Genomic DNA, 15511 nt, shown 5'->3' with positions numbered 1-15511 from the left:
GATTTTCGATTCTTCTTGTGTGGACGTCGAGGTCCGGAGCCGATTGAACACGTTTCTCGCGGATGCAGCAACCAAAAGCCGCCGCAAGGGAAATCGGCGCGCGGCAAGCAGATTTATGCCGCGCGGTGGAGTTTCGCGGGCGCCCTTTGAAGCCCCGACTTAGTTACGCAGCTCGCCGCCGATCACCGGTCCGAAGAGTTGCCAATGGTCGCCGGAGAACCGCATCATCCGGAGCTGCTCGATCGGATGGAAGTCGTCCGCTGCGGTGTTCACGGTTATGCCGGGCAGCAGCGTATCGGGGGCGTAGCCCTGCAGGCTGGCGGCCTGCTTCATGATGTTGGCGCGGCTGAGATCGTCGCGGGCGCGGCGCAGCACCTCGACCAGGCATTGTGCCGCGCCGTAGCCGTACACCACCGAATTATCACCGCGGTCGACGTCCGGCGCGTAGGCGTCGAGGAAGGCGTGGAACCGCTGCATGCCGGGGTCGCTCCGCCATTGCGGATCAGCGGCGTCCTTGTTGTAGGCGGCCGATACGAGCCCCTGCGCTGCGTCGAGCCCGGCGGGGCGGAGCACCGCGGCGATCGAGGCCGACACCAGCGCCTGCACATACAGCGGATGCCAGTCCAGGGTGGCGGCGGCGCGGATGCTCTGGGCGGCGAATTTCGGCGTGGTGATCGAGACGAATACGTCCGCGCCCGACGCCTTCATCCGGGCGATGTGGTTGTCGACGGTCGGCTCCGTGACCTCGTAGCTCTCCTCCAGGGCGATCATCGCCGCCGCGCGGTCGCCGAGTCCGTCCTTCAGGCCCTTCAGCAGGTCGCGGCCGAGATCGTCGTTCTGGTACAGCACCGCAATCCGCGCCGCCGGTCTGGTCGCCAGGATGTACTTGGCATAGACTCGGCCTTCGGTCTGGTACGGCGGCTGCCAGCCCATCGTCCAGGGAAACGCCTTGGGATCGCCGAACCTTGTCGCGCCGGTGGCGGCGAACAATTGCGGCACCTGTTTGAGGTTGAGGTATTTCTGAATCGCGGCGTTCGACGGCGTGCCCATCGGGCTGAACACCAGCAGCACCTCGTCGCGTTCGACCAGCTTGCGCACCTGCTCGACCGCCTTGGCCGGATTGTAGCCGTCGTCGTAGGAGACGAATGCGATGCGGCGGCCGTTGATGCCGCCCTGGTCGTTGATCATCCTGAAATACGCCTGCTCGATCCGGCCGACGATCGAATAGGCCGACGCCGGCCCGGAATACGGCATCAGGTTGCCGATCCGGATGGTGCCGGCCTCGGTGTCGGGACCGGCGGCCTGTGCCAGCGCCGGCGCGGCGAGGGCGAGAACGGCGGCGGACAGCAGCGACATCGCGCGGCGGCGCGTGCGGCGAACGACAGCAGACGGCATGGCTCGATCAGGATGTTGGGCGCGCTAACCGCGCCGGGGTGGCGCCTGCATACGCCGGCGCCGGCCGCTGCGACAGCCCCGGATCGGGCAACAGCTCCGCGGGCGGCGCGGAGGCCGCCGACCAGCTGCCACGAAAAAGCCCCTCGCGAAAGGGTCGCGAGGGGCTCGGGCGATCGGTCCGCCGTGTGAGCGGTGGCTATTTGCGCCGGGTGAGCTTGTGCACCCAGCGCTCGGCCGTGTAGGCGATCTGCCGCGAGCCGTGCGGCAGCAGGAAGATGATCAGGATCAGGATCACGCCGAACACCGCGCCCGACAGGCCCTTGGAGAAGCCTTCGGCGATGTTCGGCACGAACACGATGAACGCCGCACCGACGATCGAGCCGGGCAGCCAGCCGACGCCGCCGACCACCATGCCGAGGAACAGCGCGATGGCGAGCTGGATGGTGTAGCTGTCGGGCGCGACGAACTGCACCGCGATCGCGCCGAGGCCGCCGGCGACGCCGGTGATGCCGGCGCTGACGCCGAACGCCAGCGTCTTGTAGCGGGCCACGTCGACGCCCATCGCCGAAGCGGCGATCTCGTTGTCGCGGATCGCCATCATCGCCCGGCCCGAGCGCGACTTCAGCAGGTTGACCGAGGCGACGTAGATCACCATCGAGACCACCAGCACGAAGTAGTACAGCCACATGTCCTGCGACATCGGCAGGCCGAACGGCGCGTCGGGCTTGGTGATGACCAGGCCCTGGACGCCGCCGGTCCAATGCTCGAAGTAGTGCAGCTTCAGGAGCTGCGGCATCGCAGTGGCGAGCGCGAAGGTCGCGAGCGCCAGATAGATGCCGGACAGCCGCAACGCCGGCAGGCCGAACAGATAGCCGCAGACGAAGCAGATCGCGCCGGAGATCGGCAGCGTCAACGCGTAGTTGACGCCGAAGGTCTCCATCAGGATCGCGGAGGTGTAGGCGCCGACCGCGTAGAACGCGCTCTGGCCGAGCGAGAACTGGCCGGAGCCGCCGGTCAGGATGTTGAGCGCCAGCACGGCGATGGCGTAGATCAGCACCATCGTCATCTGAAAGATGACGAAGTTCTTGGCGAACAGCGGGGCGAAACACAGCAGCAGCACCACCACGACGGATGCGGTGGTGCCGAGCGCCATGTACTTCTTCGGCGTGGTCTCGACCGGCTGGGTATCGTTGACGACTTCTTGCAGCGCGCTCATGTTCAGACTCGCTTGACGATGGTGCGGCCGAACAGGCCAGTGGGTTTCACGACGAGAACGGTGACGATCAGCGCCAGCGCGATCGGCAGCTTGAGCTCGTTACCGACACCCGGGATGTAGGTGCCGGCGAGGTTCTCGAACACGCCGACCAGGAAGCCGCCGACCACCGCGCCGAACGGGCTCGACAGCCCGCCGAGCACCGCCGCGGCGAAGCCGTAGATCAGCACGCCGCCCATCATGTTGGGCTCCAGGAACACCACCGGAGCGATCAGCATGCCGGCGATCGAGCCGATCGCCGCCGCCATGCCCCAGCCGAGCGCGATCATCCACGAGGTGTTGACGCCGACCAGACGTGCGGACTCCGGCTGCGCCGCCGCCGCCCGCATCGCCAGACCGACCCGGGTGAACTGGAAGAACAGGTACAGCAGGATCAGCAGCACCACGGTGACGCCGATCATGCCGGCCTGGTGGGTCGAGATCAGCTGGCTGCCGAGGAACGGCGACGAGCCGAACGGCGACGGGAACTGCTTGATGGTGAAGTCCCAGGTCAGGCCCGCGACCGAGTTGATGATCGCGAACAGCGCGATGAAGCCCGCGACGTGGGTCAGCACCGGCGCGTTGCCGAGCGGTTTGAACAGCGCCCGCTCGATGATGACGCCGCCGGCGAACGAGAACGCCAGCGTCAGCACGAAGGCGCCCCAATACGGCACGCCCCATTGCATCAACTGCCAGGCGACGAAGGTCGAGAACATCGCCATTTCGCCTTGCGCGAAGTTGAGATGGTCGATCGCCTGGTAGATCATCACCACGGCGAGCGCCATGCAGGCATAGATCGCCCCGGTGGCGATGCCAGCCAGGATTTGGTTCAGAAACAGATCCACGGCCGGTCTCCTCAGTAACCCAGATACGATTTGCGGACGTCTTCGTTGCTGGCGATTTCCGCCGCATTTCCGGACATCACGATCCGCCCGGTCTCGATCACATACGCCTTGTCGGCGAGTTCGAGCGCGAGCTGCGCGTTCTGTTCGACCACCAGGATGGTGACCTTGTCCTCGCGGTTGATCTTGCCGAGAATCTTGAACAGATCCCGCACGATCAACGGAGCGAGGCCGAACGAGGGCTCGTCGAGCAGCATCAGGCGAGGCCGCAGCATCAGTGCGCGGGCGACCGCCAGCATCTGCTGCTCGCCGCCGGACAGCGTGCCGGCCTGCTGGGTGTGGCGCTGTTTCAGCACCGGGAAGTGCGCGTACATCCGCTCGATGTCCGAGGCGATCGCCTTGGTGTCCTTGCGGCTGATCGCGCCGAGCTGGAGGTTTTCCTCCACCGTCATCGTGGTGAAGGTGCCGCGGCCCTGCGGGACGTGGGCGATGCCGAGCTTGACGATGGATTCGGTCGAGCTCTTGCTGATCGACTTGCCCTCGAACTCGATCGCCCCGGTCGAGCGCACCATGTTGCAGATCGCCCGCAGCGTGGTGGTCTTGCCGGCGCCGTTGGCGCCGAGCAGGGTGGTGAGGCTGCCTTCGTGCAGGTCGAATTCGAGCCCGTGCAGCGCCTGGACCTGGCCGTAATAGGCGCGCAGGTCGCGAACGTTGAGCATCGCGGTCATTGTTCGTCCTTGCTCCCCAGATAGGCTTTGATCACATCCGGGTCGTTCTGCACCTGCGTCGGCGTCCCCTCTGCGAGCTTGCGGCCGAAATTCAGCGCGACCACGTAGTCGGCGGTCGACATCACCATGCCCATGTGATGCTCGACCAGCAGCACGGTGATGCCGCGGTCGTCGCGGATGCGGCGGATCAGGTCGCCGAGGTTGTAGACTTCCTCGTGGTTGAGGCCGCCCGCGGGTTCGTCGAGCAGCAGGATCTTCGGCTCGGCGGCCAGTGCGCGCGCCAGCTCGACCCGCTTCTGGGTGCCGAACGGCAGGCCCGACACGGTGGTGTGGGCGACGCTACGAAGGTCGAGATAGCCGAGAATGTCGTCGACGCGCTTATTCAGGGCCTTCTCGCCGCTGCGGATCCACGGCATCCGCAGTGAATCCGAAACGATGTCGCTGTTGGTGCGGCAATGCGCACCGACGCGGACGTTGTCGAGCACCGACATGTTCGGGAACAGCGCGACGTTCTGGAACGTGCGGCCGATCCCGACCTCGGCGATGCGATGCGGCGGGCGAGACAGAATGCTCTCGCCTTCGAGCAGGATGTCGCCCTTGCTCGGCTGGTACAGCCGCGACAGACAATTGAACAGCGTGGTCTTGCCGGCGCCGTTCGGGCCGATCAGACCGAGAATCTGTCCCTTTTGCATGTTGAAAGAAATGCCGTTCAGGGCGACGATGCCCCCGAACACGACGCTGACGTCGCGCACCGCAAGAAGCGGTGACGCGGAAGACGAGACCTGAGCCTGCATCATTTGCAGTGGCCCGGCCGAGGCAGCGAATTGCTACCTGATCCCCTCGACGACACGCGCAACTTTCCCTCCTTTTGTTCTTTTGTTATCGGATTTTCTTGGTTGCGGCGCAGCTACTCCCCCGAGCGCCGCTTCGATTTTCCTTACCATCGCCACAAGGCGAGGTCCAATGTCGTTGATCAGACGCTCTTCCGTGAAACGGAATGCCGGCGCGCCGCAGTTGAAAGCGTACGGCCCCGTGCCGTCGTTCAGCGTCATCGCCACGCCCGCGGCATGAACGTCGTCCTGCCACTCCCCGACCGAGATTGCAAAGCCGCGTTTGGCGACCATCTCTTCCGAGCGTTCGATGCCTTCCTTGATACGCGGCCAGCGGCTGCCGTAATGCTCGCGCATTTCCCGCATCAAAGCCGCGCGTTCGTCGCTTTGCAGCGCACACAGATACGCGCGACCCATGGCGGTGGTGGCGATCGGAATCCGCGAGCCGACGTCGAGTTGCACGCCGACGGTGAGGCTCGACCGCGCCTGCCCGACATAGATCATGCTGAGCCGGTCGCGCGCGCCGACCGCGACCGCGCCGCCTGTCTGCTGCATCAATTCGTCGCGGAAGGGCTGCGACAGATGCCGCAATCCGAGATTGGCCACCGCCGCGTAGCCGAGCGACATCGCCGCCGGCGCGAGTTGATACTTCTCGAACCGTGGCACCTGAGTCAGATAGCCGAGCTTGGTGAGGGTGTAGGTCAGCCGCGAGATCGTCGGCTTGGGCAGCTTGGTACGCGCCGCCAGTTCCTGGTTGCCGAGCAGCCCGTCGTTCGGGCCGAATGCGCGCAACACTTCCAATCCGCGCGCCAGGGCGACGACGAAACTGCGGTCGGCGGCGGTTTTCTTGGGTGGGCGCTTCATCCCTGCACGGCTTTTGATTTATGGACGTCGTTGACAATCGACGCTCTTCAAAATAACCCTCGCTGTCAAGATGTGGAATTAATTTTCGCACTGCGAAACGAACAAAGAAACGCAAATCCAAGGAGAACGGCATGAGCGAAGTCGTCACACGCGCAACGCAGGATCAGGTCGCGATCGTCACCGTCGACAGTCCGCCGGTCAATGCGCTCAGTGCGGCTGTTCGCCGCGGCATTTTGGAGAACGTCAACGCCGCCGTTGCCGATTCCGACGTGCAGGCGATCGTGCTGGTATGTGCGGGCCGTACCTTCATCGCCGGTGCCGACATCACCGAATTCGGCAAGCCGCCGCAGCCGCCGGCGCTCACCGAAGTGATCGCCGCGCTCGAGAATTCGTCAAAGCCGACCGTCGCGGCGATCCACGGCACCGCGCTCGGCGGCGGTCTCGAAGTCGCGCTCGGCTGTCATTTCCGCGTCGCGGTGAAGGAGGCCAAGCTGGGCCTTCCCGAGGTCAAGCTCGGATTGCTGCCGGGTGCCGGCGGCACGCAACGGCTGCCGCGCGCGGTCGGTCCGGAGCTGGCGGTGCAGATGATCGTCGGTGGCAATCCGATCGGTGCGGCCGAAGCGCTGAAGCATGGTCTGGTCGAAGAGATCGTCACTGACCTGGTTGCGGGCGCAGTCGCGTTCGCCAAGAAGGTGCTGGCCGACAAGCGCCCGCTGCGCCGGCTGCGCGACGACGACTCCAAGCTCGCCGCCGCCAAGGCCGATCGTTCGATCTTCACCAACGCAGTCGCGGCGATCACCAAGAAGGCGCGGGGCCTCGAGGCGCCGTTCGCCTGCGCCGACGCGATCGGTGCCGCGATCGATCTGCCGTTCGACGAGGGTATGAAGAAGGAGCGCGAGGGCTTCATGAAGCTGCTCGTTTCCGACCAGTCGAAGGCGCAGCGCTACGCGTTCTTCGCCGAGCGTGAGGCCGCCAAGGTCGATGGCGTGCCGGACGGCACCAAGCCGCGCTCCGTGGCGCGCGTCGCGATCATCGGCGCCGGCACCATGGGCGGCGGCATCGCGATGTCGTTCGCCAATGCGGGCATTCCGGTGACGCTGATCGAGACCGGCGACGAGCAGCTCAAGCGCGGCCTCGGCATCATGCAGAAGAACTGGGAAGCCACCGCAGCGCGCGGCGGCATTCCGGCGGATGCGCCGGCCAAGCGGATGGCGCTGATCGCCGGCGTGGTCGGGCTCGAGAACGTCAAGGACGCCGACCTGGTGATCGAGGCGGTGTTCGAGACGATGGCGGTGAAGAAGGAAGTGTTCACCGCGATCGACGCCCACGCCAAGCCGGGCGCGGTGCTCGCCTCCAACACCTCCTATCTCAACATCGACGAGATCGCGGCCGTCACCAAGCGTCCGCAGGACGTGCTCGGCATGCACTTCTTCTCGCCGGCCAACGTCATGAAGCTGTGCGAGATCGTGCGCGGCGCCAAGACCGCGCCGGACGCGCTGCTCACTGCGGTGTCGATCTCCAAGAAGATCGCGAAGGTGCCGGTCGTGGTCGGCGTCTGCGACGGCTTTGTCGGCAACCGCATGCTTGCGGCCCGCTCCAAGCAGTCCGAGAAGCTGTTGTTCGAAGGCGCGCTGCCGCAGCAGGTCGACGCCGTCGTCACCAAATTCGGCATGCCGATGGGCCCGTTCGCGATGGGCGACCTTGCCGGCCTCGATATTGGCTGGCGTTCGCGCAAGGACCGCGGCATCAAGTCGGAGATCGCGGACGCGCTGTGCGAAGCCGGCCGCTTCGGCCAGAAGACCGGCAAGGGCTACTACAAGTACGAACAGGGCTCCCGTTCGCCGCTGCCCGATCCGGAAGTCGAGACGCTGATCAACGAAACGCTCGCCAAGCTCGGCCTCAAGCACCGCGACATCACCGACGAGGAGATCCTCGAGCGGATGGTGTACCCGATGATCAACGAGGGTGCCCGCATCCTGGAGGAGAAGATCGCGGCGCGTCCGAGCGACATCGACGTGGTCTGGCTGTACGGCTACGGCTGGCCGATCTATCGCGGCGGCCCGATGCACTACGCCGACAGCGTCGGCCTCAAGCACATCGCCGACCGGCTCAGCGCGTATGCCAAGGCCACCAACGATCCGTCGCTGGAGCCGGCACCGCTGCTGAAGAAGCTCGCCGACGAAGGCAAGACCTTCGCGTCGATCGGCCAGCCCAGCAAGGCGGCTGCGTGATCGTTCTCGCTCTCCCGGTTGCGGGGAGGGGCCGGGGTGAGGGGCCACGAGGACAGGCTGCCGTCGTGGACCTCCACCCCCGACCCCTCCCCGCAAGGGGGAGGGGAGCTACGCTCGCCTCGCTTCAGAACAATCCTTAGTTCATTCAGCAATGGTTGGTGGCATGTCCAAACCCGGCGAACAGTTCTACCCCCCTGGAATCCGCTGGGACGTGCCGATTCCGCGCGGCACGCTGGTCGATCTGCTCGCGCAGGCCGCGAAGGACTACGGATCGCGCCCGGCGCTGGAATTCCGCGACCGGCAGATCACCTACACCAAGCTCGAAGCGATGGCCGAGACCGCCGCCGCGGCGCTGCTCGCCGCCGGCTACGGCCGCGACTGCTCGGTCGCGCTGTTTCTCGGCAACACGCCGGACCATCCGGTCAATTTCTTCGGCGCGCTGAAGGCCGGCGCCCGCGTCGTGCATCTGTCGCCGCTCGACGGCGAGCGCGCGCTGTCGCACAAGCTGACCGATTCCGGCGCGCGGGTGCTGATCACCACCAATTCCGCCGCGCTGCTGCCGATGGCGCAGAAGTTCTTGGAGAAGGGGTTGCTCGACCGCCTGATTGTCTGCGCCGATGCGGCGTGGGGCGAGTCCGGCACGCCGCTGTCGCCGCTGCCCGACGATCCCCGGGTGATCACCTACGCCGACTTCGTCAAGGACGCCTTGAAGCCGATGTCCTGGCCGGCCGTCACGCCCGACGACATCGCGCTGCTGCAATACACCGGCGGCACCACCGGTCTGCCCAAGGGCGCGATGTTGACCCACGGCAATCTCACCGCCGCCGAGTCGATCTTCAGCATCTGGTGGGCGCCGAGCCGGCGCGAGGGCGTGATCGAGCGCGTGATCTGCGTGCTGCCGCTGTTCCACATCTACGCGCTCACCGTGATCCTGTTTCGCTGCCTGCGCCAGGGCGACCTGATCTCGCTGCACCAGCGCTTCGACGTCGCTTCGATCTTCCGCGACATCGAGGAGAAGCGCGCCACCTCGTTCCCGGGCGTGCCGACGATGTGGATCGCGCTCGCCAACGATCCCTCGCTGGAGAAGCGCGATCTGTCGTCGCTGGTCACCGCCGGCTCCGGCGGCGCGCCGCTGCCGGTGGAAGTCGCGCGGCTGTTCGAGCGCAAGACCGGGCTGTCGCTCAAGAGCGGCTGGGGCATGACCGAGACCTGCTCGCCCGGCACCGGCCATCCGCCGGAGGGGCCGGACAAGCCGGGCTCGATCGGCCTGATGCTGCCGGGGATCGAGCTCGACGTCGTCGCGCTCGACGACACCTCGAAGGTGCTGAAGCCCGGCGAGGTCGGCGAGATCCGGGTGCGCGGGCCGAACGTCACCAAGGGCTATTGGAACCGGCCGGAAGAGGCCGCTCACAGTTTCGTCGACGACCGTTTTCTCACCGGCGACATCGGCTATATGGACCAGGACGGCTATTTCTTTCTGGTCGATCGCAAGAAGGACATGATCATCTCCGGCGGCTTCAATGTCTATCCGCAGATGATCGAGCAGGCGATCTACGAACACCCGGCGGTGCAGGAAGTGATCGTGATCGGCATTCCGGACGATTACCGCGGCGAGGCCGCCAAGGCATTCGTCAAGCTGCGCGACGGCGCCAAGCCGTTCAGCGTCGAGGAACTGCGCGCCTTCCTCACCGGCAAGCTCGGCAAGCACGAATTGCCGACCGCGGTCGAATTTCGCGACGAACTACCGCGCACCACGGTGGGCAAGCTGTCCCGCCACGAACTGCGCAGCCAGCAGACCACAGCCAACACCTAAGACAGTCAGTCCTAACAACAACCGCAGGAGCCTGCTCATGACCGAGGCCGTCATCGTTTCCACCGCGCGCACGCCGATCGGCAAGGCGTATCGCGGCGCCCTCAACGCCACCGAGGGCGCCACGCTGCTCGGCCACGCCATCGAGCACGCGGTCAAGCGTGCCGGCATCGACCCGAAGGAGGTCGAGGACGTGGTGATGGGTGCGGCGCTGCAGCAGGGCGCCACCGGCGGCAACATTGCCCGCAAGGCGCTGCTGCGCGCCGGCCTGCCGGTGACCACCGCCGGCACCACCATCGACCGGCAGTGCGCCTCCGGCCTGCAGGCGATTGCGCTCGCCGCCCGCTCGGTGATCTTCGATGGCGTCGAGGTCGCGGTCGGCGGCGGCGGCGAGTCGATCAGCCTCGTGCAGAACGACAAGATGAATGCCTTCCACGCCGTCGACCCGGCGCTGCAGGCGATGAAGGGCGACGTCTACATGGCGATGATCGACACCGCCGAAGTGGTGGCGAAGCGCTATGGCATCTCGCGCGAGGCGCAGGACGAATACGCGCTGGAAAGCCAGCGCCGCACCGCGGCCGCGCAGCAGGGCGGCAAGTTCAACGACGAGATCGCGCCGATCACCACCAAGATGGGCGTGGTCGACAAGGCCACCGGCAACGTCTCGATGCAGGACATCACGCTCAGCAAGGACGAGGGTAATCGCCCGGAGACCACCGCCGAAGGTCTGGCCTCGCTCAAGCCGGTGCGCGGTGAGGGCTATTTCGTCACCGCCGGCAACGCCAGCCAGCTCTCCGACGGCGCCTCCGCCACCGTGGTGATGAGCGACAAGCTGGCGGCGCAGAAGAACCTCAAGCCGCTCGGCATCTTCCGCGGCTTCGTCTCGGCCGGCTGCGAGCCGGACGAGATGGGCATCGGCCCGGTGTTCGCGGTGCCGCGGCTGTTGAAGCGTCACGGCCTCACCGTCGACGACATCGGCCTGTGGGAGCTGAACGAGGCCTTCGCCGTGCAGGTGCTGTACTGCCGCGACAAGCTCGGGATCGACCCGGAGAAGCTCAACGTCAACGGCGGCGCGATCTCGGTCGGCCACCCCTACGGCATGTCGGGTGCGCGCCTCACCGGCCACGCCCTGATCGAGGGGCGCCGCCGCAAGGCCAAGTACGCAGTGGTGACGATGTGCGTCGGAGGCGGCATGGGCTCGGCCGGCTTGTTCGAGATCGTGCAGTAAGCTCACGGGAGTCATTCCGGGGCGCGAGCGCAGCTCGCGAACCCGGAATCCGGATGTGGCTGCGGCACTCCTCAACAGCTCGAGATCCCGGGTTCGCGCTTCGCGCGCCCCGGAATGACGAATGATAGTTTCGTAGACGAATTCGACCCAAGGAGGATCCGATGGATCTGAATTTCAGCAAGGAAGAGATCGCGTTCCGCGACGAGGTGCGGCAGTTCTTCAAGGACAATGTGCCGGCCAAGACGCGCCAGAAGTTGGTGGAGGGCCGCCACAACACCAAGGAAGAAATGGTGGAGTGGTATCGCATCCTCAACAAGAAGGGCTGGGCGGTGACGCACTGGCCGAAGGAGTACGGCGGCACCGGCTGGAGCAGCGTGCAGCACTACATCTTCAATGAGGAGCTGCAGGCCGCGCCCGCGCCGCAGCCGCTCGCCTTCGGCGTCTCGATGGTCGGCCCGGTGATCTACACCTTCGGCAGCGAGGAGCAGAAGAAGCGCTTCCTGCCGCGCATCGCCAATGTCGACGACTGGTGGTGCCAGGGCTTCTCCGAGCCGGGCTCGGGCTCCGACCTCGCGTCGCTCAAGACCAAGGCGGAGAAGAAGGGCGACAAGTGGATCATCAACGGCCAGAAGACCTGGACCACGCTGGCGCAGCACGCCGACTGGATCTTCTGCCTGTGCCGCACCGATCCGGCCGCCAAGAAGCAGGAAGGCATCTCCTTCATCCTGGTCGACATGAAGACCAAGGGCATCACCGTCCGTCCGATCCAGACCATCGACGGCGGGCACGAGGTCAACGAAGTGTTCTTCGACGACGTCGAGGTGCCGCTGGAGAACCTGGTCGGCCAGGAGAACAAGGGCTGGGACTACGCCAAGTTCCTGCTCGGCAACGAGCGCACCGGCATCGCCCGCGTCGGCATGTCGAAGGAGCGCATCCGTCGCATCAAGCAGCTCGCCGCGCAGGTCGAGTCCGGCGGCAAGCCGGTGATCGACGATCCCAAGTTCCGAGACAAGCTGGCTGCGGTCGAGATCGAGCTGAAGGCGCTCGAACTCACCCAGCTCCGCGTCGTCGCCGATGAAGGCAAGCACGGCAAGGGCAAGCCGAACCCGGCCTCGTCCGTGCTGAAGATCAAGGGCTCCGAGATCCAGCAGGCGACCACCGAGCTGTTGATGGAAGTGATCGGCCCGTTCGCCGCGCCCTACGACGTCCACGGCGACGACGACTCGAACGAGACGATGGATTGGACCGCCCAGATCGCCCCGGGTTACTTCAACAACCGCAAGGTCTCGATCTACGGCGGCTCCAACGAGATCCAGCGCAACATCATCTGCAAGGCGGTGCTCGGGCTGTAAGCGGCTCAGCGAAGCGTCTCCCAAACCTCTCCTCGCGCGCGGGGAGAGGTCGGATTGCGCAGCAATCCGGGTGAGGGGGCGTCTACGCAAGGCCGAGAGTCAGCGACTCGCGTCGCCCCTCACCCCAGCCCTCTCCCCGCAAGCGGGGAGAGGGAGCGAGGCAACCGGATTTCTCAAGGAAGCATCACGATGGATTTTGATTTGTCGGAGGAGCAACGCCTCCTCAAGGAAAGCGTCGAAGGCCTGCTGAAGGGCTCTTACGACTTCGACAGCCGCAAGAAGTACGCCAAGGAGACCGGCGGCTGGAGCCGTGCGGTGTGGGGCAAGTTCGCCGAGCAGGGTCTGCTCGGCCTGCCGTTCTCGGAAGAAGACGGCGGCTTCGGCGCCGGTGCGGTCGAGACCATGATCGTCATGGAAGCGCTCGGCCACGCGCTGGTGCTCGAACCCTATCTGCCGACCGTGGTGATCGGCGGCGGCTTCCTGCGCCGCGCCGGTTCGGCTGCGCAGAAGGCCGCGCATCTGCCCGGCATCATCGACGGCTCCAAGACCTTCGCGTTCGCCCAGCTTGAAAAGAACTCGCGATGGGATCTCGGGGACGTCGCCACCACCGCCAAGAAGAACGGCGACGGCTGGGTGATCGACGGCGAGAAGTTCGTGGTACTGAACGGCGAGGCCGCCGACACCCTGATCGTCACCGCCCGCACCAAGGGCGGCCAGCGTGACCGCGCCGGCGTCGGCGCGTTCCTGGTGCCGGCCGACGCCAAGGGCGTCACCCGCAAGGGCTATCCGACCCAGGACGGGCTGCACGCCGCCGACATCACCTTCACCGGCGTCCAGGTCGGCGCCGATGCGGCGATCGGCGATCCGGAGAACGCGCTCGAGCTGGTCGAGGCGGTGGTCGACGACGCCCGCAGCGCGCTGTGCGCTGAAGCGGTCGGCCTGATGGATGAATCGCTCACCACCACGGTCGAGTACATCAAGACCCGCAAGCAGTTCGGCGTGCCGATCGGCAGCTTCCAGGTGCTGCAGCATCGCGCCGCCGACATGTTCGTCGCCACCGAACAGGCCCGCTCGATGGCGATGTTCGCCACCATGGCGGCGGAGTTCGACGACGCTCGTGAGCGCGCCGCCGCGATCGCGGCCGCCAAGGTGCAGATCGGCAAGTCCGGCAAGTTCGTCGGCCAGCAGTCGATCCAGCTCCACGGCGGCATCGGCATGACGATGGAAGCCAAGATCGGCCACTACTTCAAGCGGCTGACCATGATCGAGCAGACCTTCGGCGACACCGACCACCACCTCGCCCGCGTCAGCGCGGGTGGTGGGCTGATCTGAAGGCCACGTGCACAGCGTAACCTCTCCCCGCGCGCGGGGAGAGGTCGGATTGCGCAGCAATCCGGGTGAGGGGGCGTCTCCGCAAGGCCGAGCGTCAGTGCTCGCGTCGCCCCTCACCCCAACCCTCTCCCCGCAAGAGCGGGGCGAGGGAGCAGGCCGGCGCAAGTTGGTCCGTCCCGACCGACATGTTTGTCATTCCGGCTGCGCGAGCTTCCGCTCGCGCCGCGGAATGACGGGGAGAGCCGTTGGCCGACACGAACTAAAAACAACAACAAACAGACCACAGGGAGCCTCGCCATGACCACCAATCCGTTCGATCTGTCCGGCAAGGTTGCCGTCATCACCGGCTCGTCGCGCGGCATTGGTCGGGCATCGGCGGAGCTGCTCGCCAGGCTCGGCGCCAAGGTGGTCGTGTCCAGCCGCAAGGCCGATGCATGTGAAGAGGTCGCCGAAGGCATCCGCAAGGAGGGCGGCGACGCCCACGTCATCGCCTGCAACATCTCGCGCAAGGCCGAGGTCGACGGGCTGATCGACGGCGCTACCGCCAAATACGGCAAGGTCGACATCCTGGTCTGCAACGCCGCAGTCAATCCGTATTACGGCCCGTTGCTCGACATCGCCGACGAGGCGTTCGACAAGATCATGGCGTCGAACGTCAAGAGCAACATCTGGCTGTGCGCCCGCGCGATCCCGCAAATGGCCGAGCGCGGCGGCGGCTCCGTCGTGATCATCTCGTCGATCGGGGGGCTGCGCGGCTCGACCGTGATCGGCGCCTACGGCATCTCCAAGGCGGCCGATTTCGCGCTGTGCCGCAGCCTGGCTGGCGAATGGGGTCCGAAGGGCGTCCGTGTCAACGCAATCGCGCCAGGCCTGGTCAAGACCGACTTCGCGCGCGCGCTGTGGGAAGACGAGGCCAATCTGAAGCGCCGCACCGCCGGCACCCCGCTGCGCCGGATCGGCGAGCCGCACGAAATCGCCGGCGCGGTGGCCTATCTCGGTTCCGAAGCCTCGACCTTCATGACCGGGCAGACCATCGTTATCGACGGCGGCGTCACCACGGCGTCGGTGTAAGGCGCTTTCGCGCCCCGTCATCAGCGGTTGCGTCACGAACGCAGCAGCAAAAAAGGCAGCGTCTCGGTTCCGATTTCTTGAAACCGAAACCTAGGATGAAAGTTATCCACAGCCGTTGCCGACCAGACGTGCAGGCGCGGCAATGGCGTGACTGCGCGAATAGGCCCGTATTTTCACGATATCCGGTGAGTCCAGGCGGCGCGTCGCTGCGGCGCCGCGAAGCGGGGGCGTGGTCGTGGTTCCACCGGGAGCCGAGTTTTTCGCGAATCCTTCATTTTCCGCTTGCGGAGCCAAAAGGGGGCGACTATACACACATCTACGCGCTGCCCGCCGGTCGGGCGCTCCCTCGGTCCCCTGGGTCGCGGGAGCAATTGGCGCCTTCACTGCTCCTCACTTCGTTGAGTGACGCAACAGCCGATAGTTGTCGGTTGACGCTCATCTTCGTTGTCGTTGGGGCAGGAGTTCTCTCTTTAAGTAGAGAGTGAGGTCTTCGGATCTCGGGCTGTTTGACAAGTGAAGAAGAAGAAAGAGAAACGTGGACGGCGAAGTCCTTGCGGGTCTCGATTTTGAGGGAGC

Annotated in this window: 12 protein-coding genes; 6 read left to right on the top strand and 6 right to left on the bottom strand. The window is 65.8% G+C overall.

All coding sequences use genetic code 11. The features are described from left to right. Positions 1-159: 159 nt before the first annotated feature. From DWA33_RS22910 to DWA33_RS22885, 6 genes are all read right to left on the bottom strand, one after another. Positions 160-1395: an ABC transporter substrate-binding protein gene (locus DWA33_RS22910; protein WP_114360808.1), complete on the bottom strand. Its 1236-nt coding sequence runs from the start codon at positions 1393-1395 to the stop codon at positions 160-162. Between the two features lie 196 nt (positions 1396-1591). After that, a complete protein-coding gene (locus tag DWA33_RS22905) occupies positions 1592-2611 on the bottom strand; it encodes a branched-chain amino acid ABC transporter permease (RefSeq protein WP_114360807.1) in 1020 nt (339 codons plus the stop codon). A gap of 2 nt (positions 2612-2613) precedes the next feature. Next, the gene (locus DWA33_RS22900; protein WP_114360806.1) at positions 2614-3492 is read right to left on the bottom strand and encodes a branched-chain amino acid ABC transporter permease; all 879 of its coding nucleotides are present in this window, start codon (positions 3490-3492) and stop codon (positions 2614-2616) included. 11 nt (positions 3493-3503) lie between these two features. Further along, positions 3504-4217 (bottom strand): ABC transporter ATP-binding protein, encoded by a 714-nt coding sequence (locus DWA33_RS22895; protein ID WP_114360805.1) that lies wholly within the window; start codon positions 4215-4217, stop codon positions 3504-3506. Then, positions 4214-5014 (bottom strand): ABC transporter ATP-binding protein, encoded by an 801-nt coding sequence (locus tag DWA33_RS22890; RefSeq protein WP_114360804.1) that lies wholly within the window; start codon positions 5012-5014, stop codon positions 4214-4216. The genes DWA33_RS22895 and DWA33_RS22890 overlap by 4 nt, the downstream gene beginning before the upstream one ends. Before the next feature lie 30 nt (positions 5015-5044). After that, a complete protein-coding gene (locus DWA33_RS22885) occupies positions 5045-5911 on the bottom strand; it encodes an IclR family transcriptional regulator (protein ID WP_114360803.1) in 867 nt (288 codons plus the stop codon). 131 nt (positions 5912-6042) lie between these two features. Between DWA33_RS22885 and DWA33_RS22880 the strand changes: the two genes are divergently transcribed. The 6 genes from DWA33_RS22880 to DWA33_RS22850 all read left to right on the top strand — a co-directional run bounded on the left by DWA33_RS22880 (position 6043) and on the right by DWA33_RS22850 (position 14935). Continuing rightward, positions 6043-8142, top strand: a complete 2100-nt coding sequence (locus tag DWA33_RS22880; protein ID WP_114360802.1) for a 3-hydroxyacyl-CoA dehydrogenase NAD-binding domain-containing protein — start codon at positions 6043-6045, stop codon at positions 8140-8142. Between the two features lie 163 nt (positions 8143-8305). Further along, the gene (gene pimA, locus DWA33_RS22870) at positions 8306-9955 is read left to right on the top strand and encodes a dicarboxylate--CoA ligase PimA (protein ID WP_114360801.1); all 1650 of its coding nucleotides are present in this window, start codon (positions 8306-8308) and stop codon (positions 9953-9955) included. A 37-nt stretch (positions 9956-9992) separates the two neighbouring features. After that, a complete protein-coding gene (locus DWA33_RS22865; RefSeq protein ID WP_114360800.1) occupies positions 9993-11180 on the top strand; it encodes an acetyl-CoA C-acyltransferase in 1188 nt (395 codons plus the stop codon). A gap of 161 nt (positions 11181-11341) precedes the next feature. Continuing rightward, complete coding sequence (gene pimC, locus DWA33_RS22860; protein ID WP_114360799.1) at positions 11342-12532, top strand: pimeloyl-CoA dehydrogenase large subunit; 1191 nt, start codon at positions 11342-11344, stop codon at positions 12530-12532. Positions 12533-12721: 189 nt separating this feature from the next. Further along, positions 12722-13864 (top strand): pimeloyl-CoA dehydrogenase small subunit, encoded by a 1143-nt coding sequence (pimD, locus tag DWA33_RS22855; protein WP_114360798.1) that lies wholly within the window; start codon positions 12722-12724, stop codon positions 13862-13864. A 297-nt stretch (positions 13865-14161) separates the two neighbouring features. Further along, entirely contained in the window at positions 14162-14935 is a 774-nt protein-coding gene (locus tag DWA33_RS22850) for an SDR family NAD(P)-dependent oxidoreductase (RefSeq protein ID WP_114360797.1), read from the top strand. Positions 14936-15511: the final 576 nt, after the last annotated feature.

Origin of the sequence: Rhodopseudomonas pentothenatexigens, from assembly GCF_900218015.1 — a bacterium.
GTDB lineage: Bacteria > Pseudomonadota > Alphaproteobacteria > Rhizobiales > Xanthobacteraceae > Rhodopseudomonas > Rhodopseudomonas pentothenatexigens.
The sequence above is the reverse complement of the archived record's forward strand: the minus strand, read 5'-3'. Positions and strand labels throughout refer to the sequence as shown.

Coding starts and splice junctions, on each gene's coding strand:
- DWA33_RS22910 (WP_114360808.1), bottom strand. CDS start 1,395: ATGCCGTCTGCTGTCGTTCGCCGCACGCGCCGCCGCGCGATGTCGCTG.
- DWA33_RS22905 (WP_114360807.1), bottom strand. CDS start 2,611: ATGAGCGCGCTGCAAGAAGTCGTCAACGATACCCAGCCGGTCGAGACC.
- DWA33_RS22895 (WP_114360805.1), bottom strand. CDS start 4,217: ATGACCGCGATGCTCAACGTTCGCGACCTGCGCGCCTATTACGGCCAG.
- DWA33_RS22890 (WP_114360804.1), bottom strand. CDS start 5,014: ATGATGCAGGCTCAGGTCTCGTCTTCCGCGTCACCGCTTCTTGCGGTG.
- DWA33_RS22885 (WP_114360803.1), bottom strand. CDS start 5,911: ATGAAGCGCCCACCCAAGAAAACCGCCGCCGACCGCAGTTTCGTCGTC.
- DWA33_RS22880 (WP_114360802.1), top strand. CDS start 6,043: ATGAGCGAAGTCGTCACACGCGCAACGCAGGATCAGGTCGCGATCGTC.
- pimA (WP_114360801.1), top strand. CDS start 8,306: ATGTCCAAACCCGGCGAACAGTTCTACCCCCCTGGAATCCGCTGGGAC.
- DWA33_RS22865 (WP_114360800.1), top strand. CDS start 9,993: ATGACCGAGGCCGTCATCGTTTCCACCGCGCGCACGCCGATCGGCAAG.
- pimC (WP_114360799.1), top strand. CDS start 11,342: ATGGATCTGAATTTCAGCAAGGAAGAGATCGCGTTCCGCGACGAGGTG.
- pimD (WP_114360798.1), top strand. CDS start 12,722: ATGGATTTTGATTTGTCGGAGGAGCAACGCCTCCTCAAGGAAAGCGTC.
- DWA33_RS22850 (WP_114360797.1), top strand. CDS start 14,162: ATGACCACCAATCCGTTCGATCTGTCCGGCAAGGTTGCCGTCATCACC.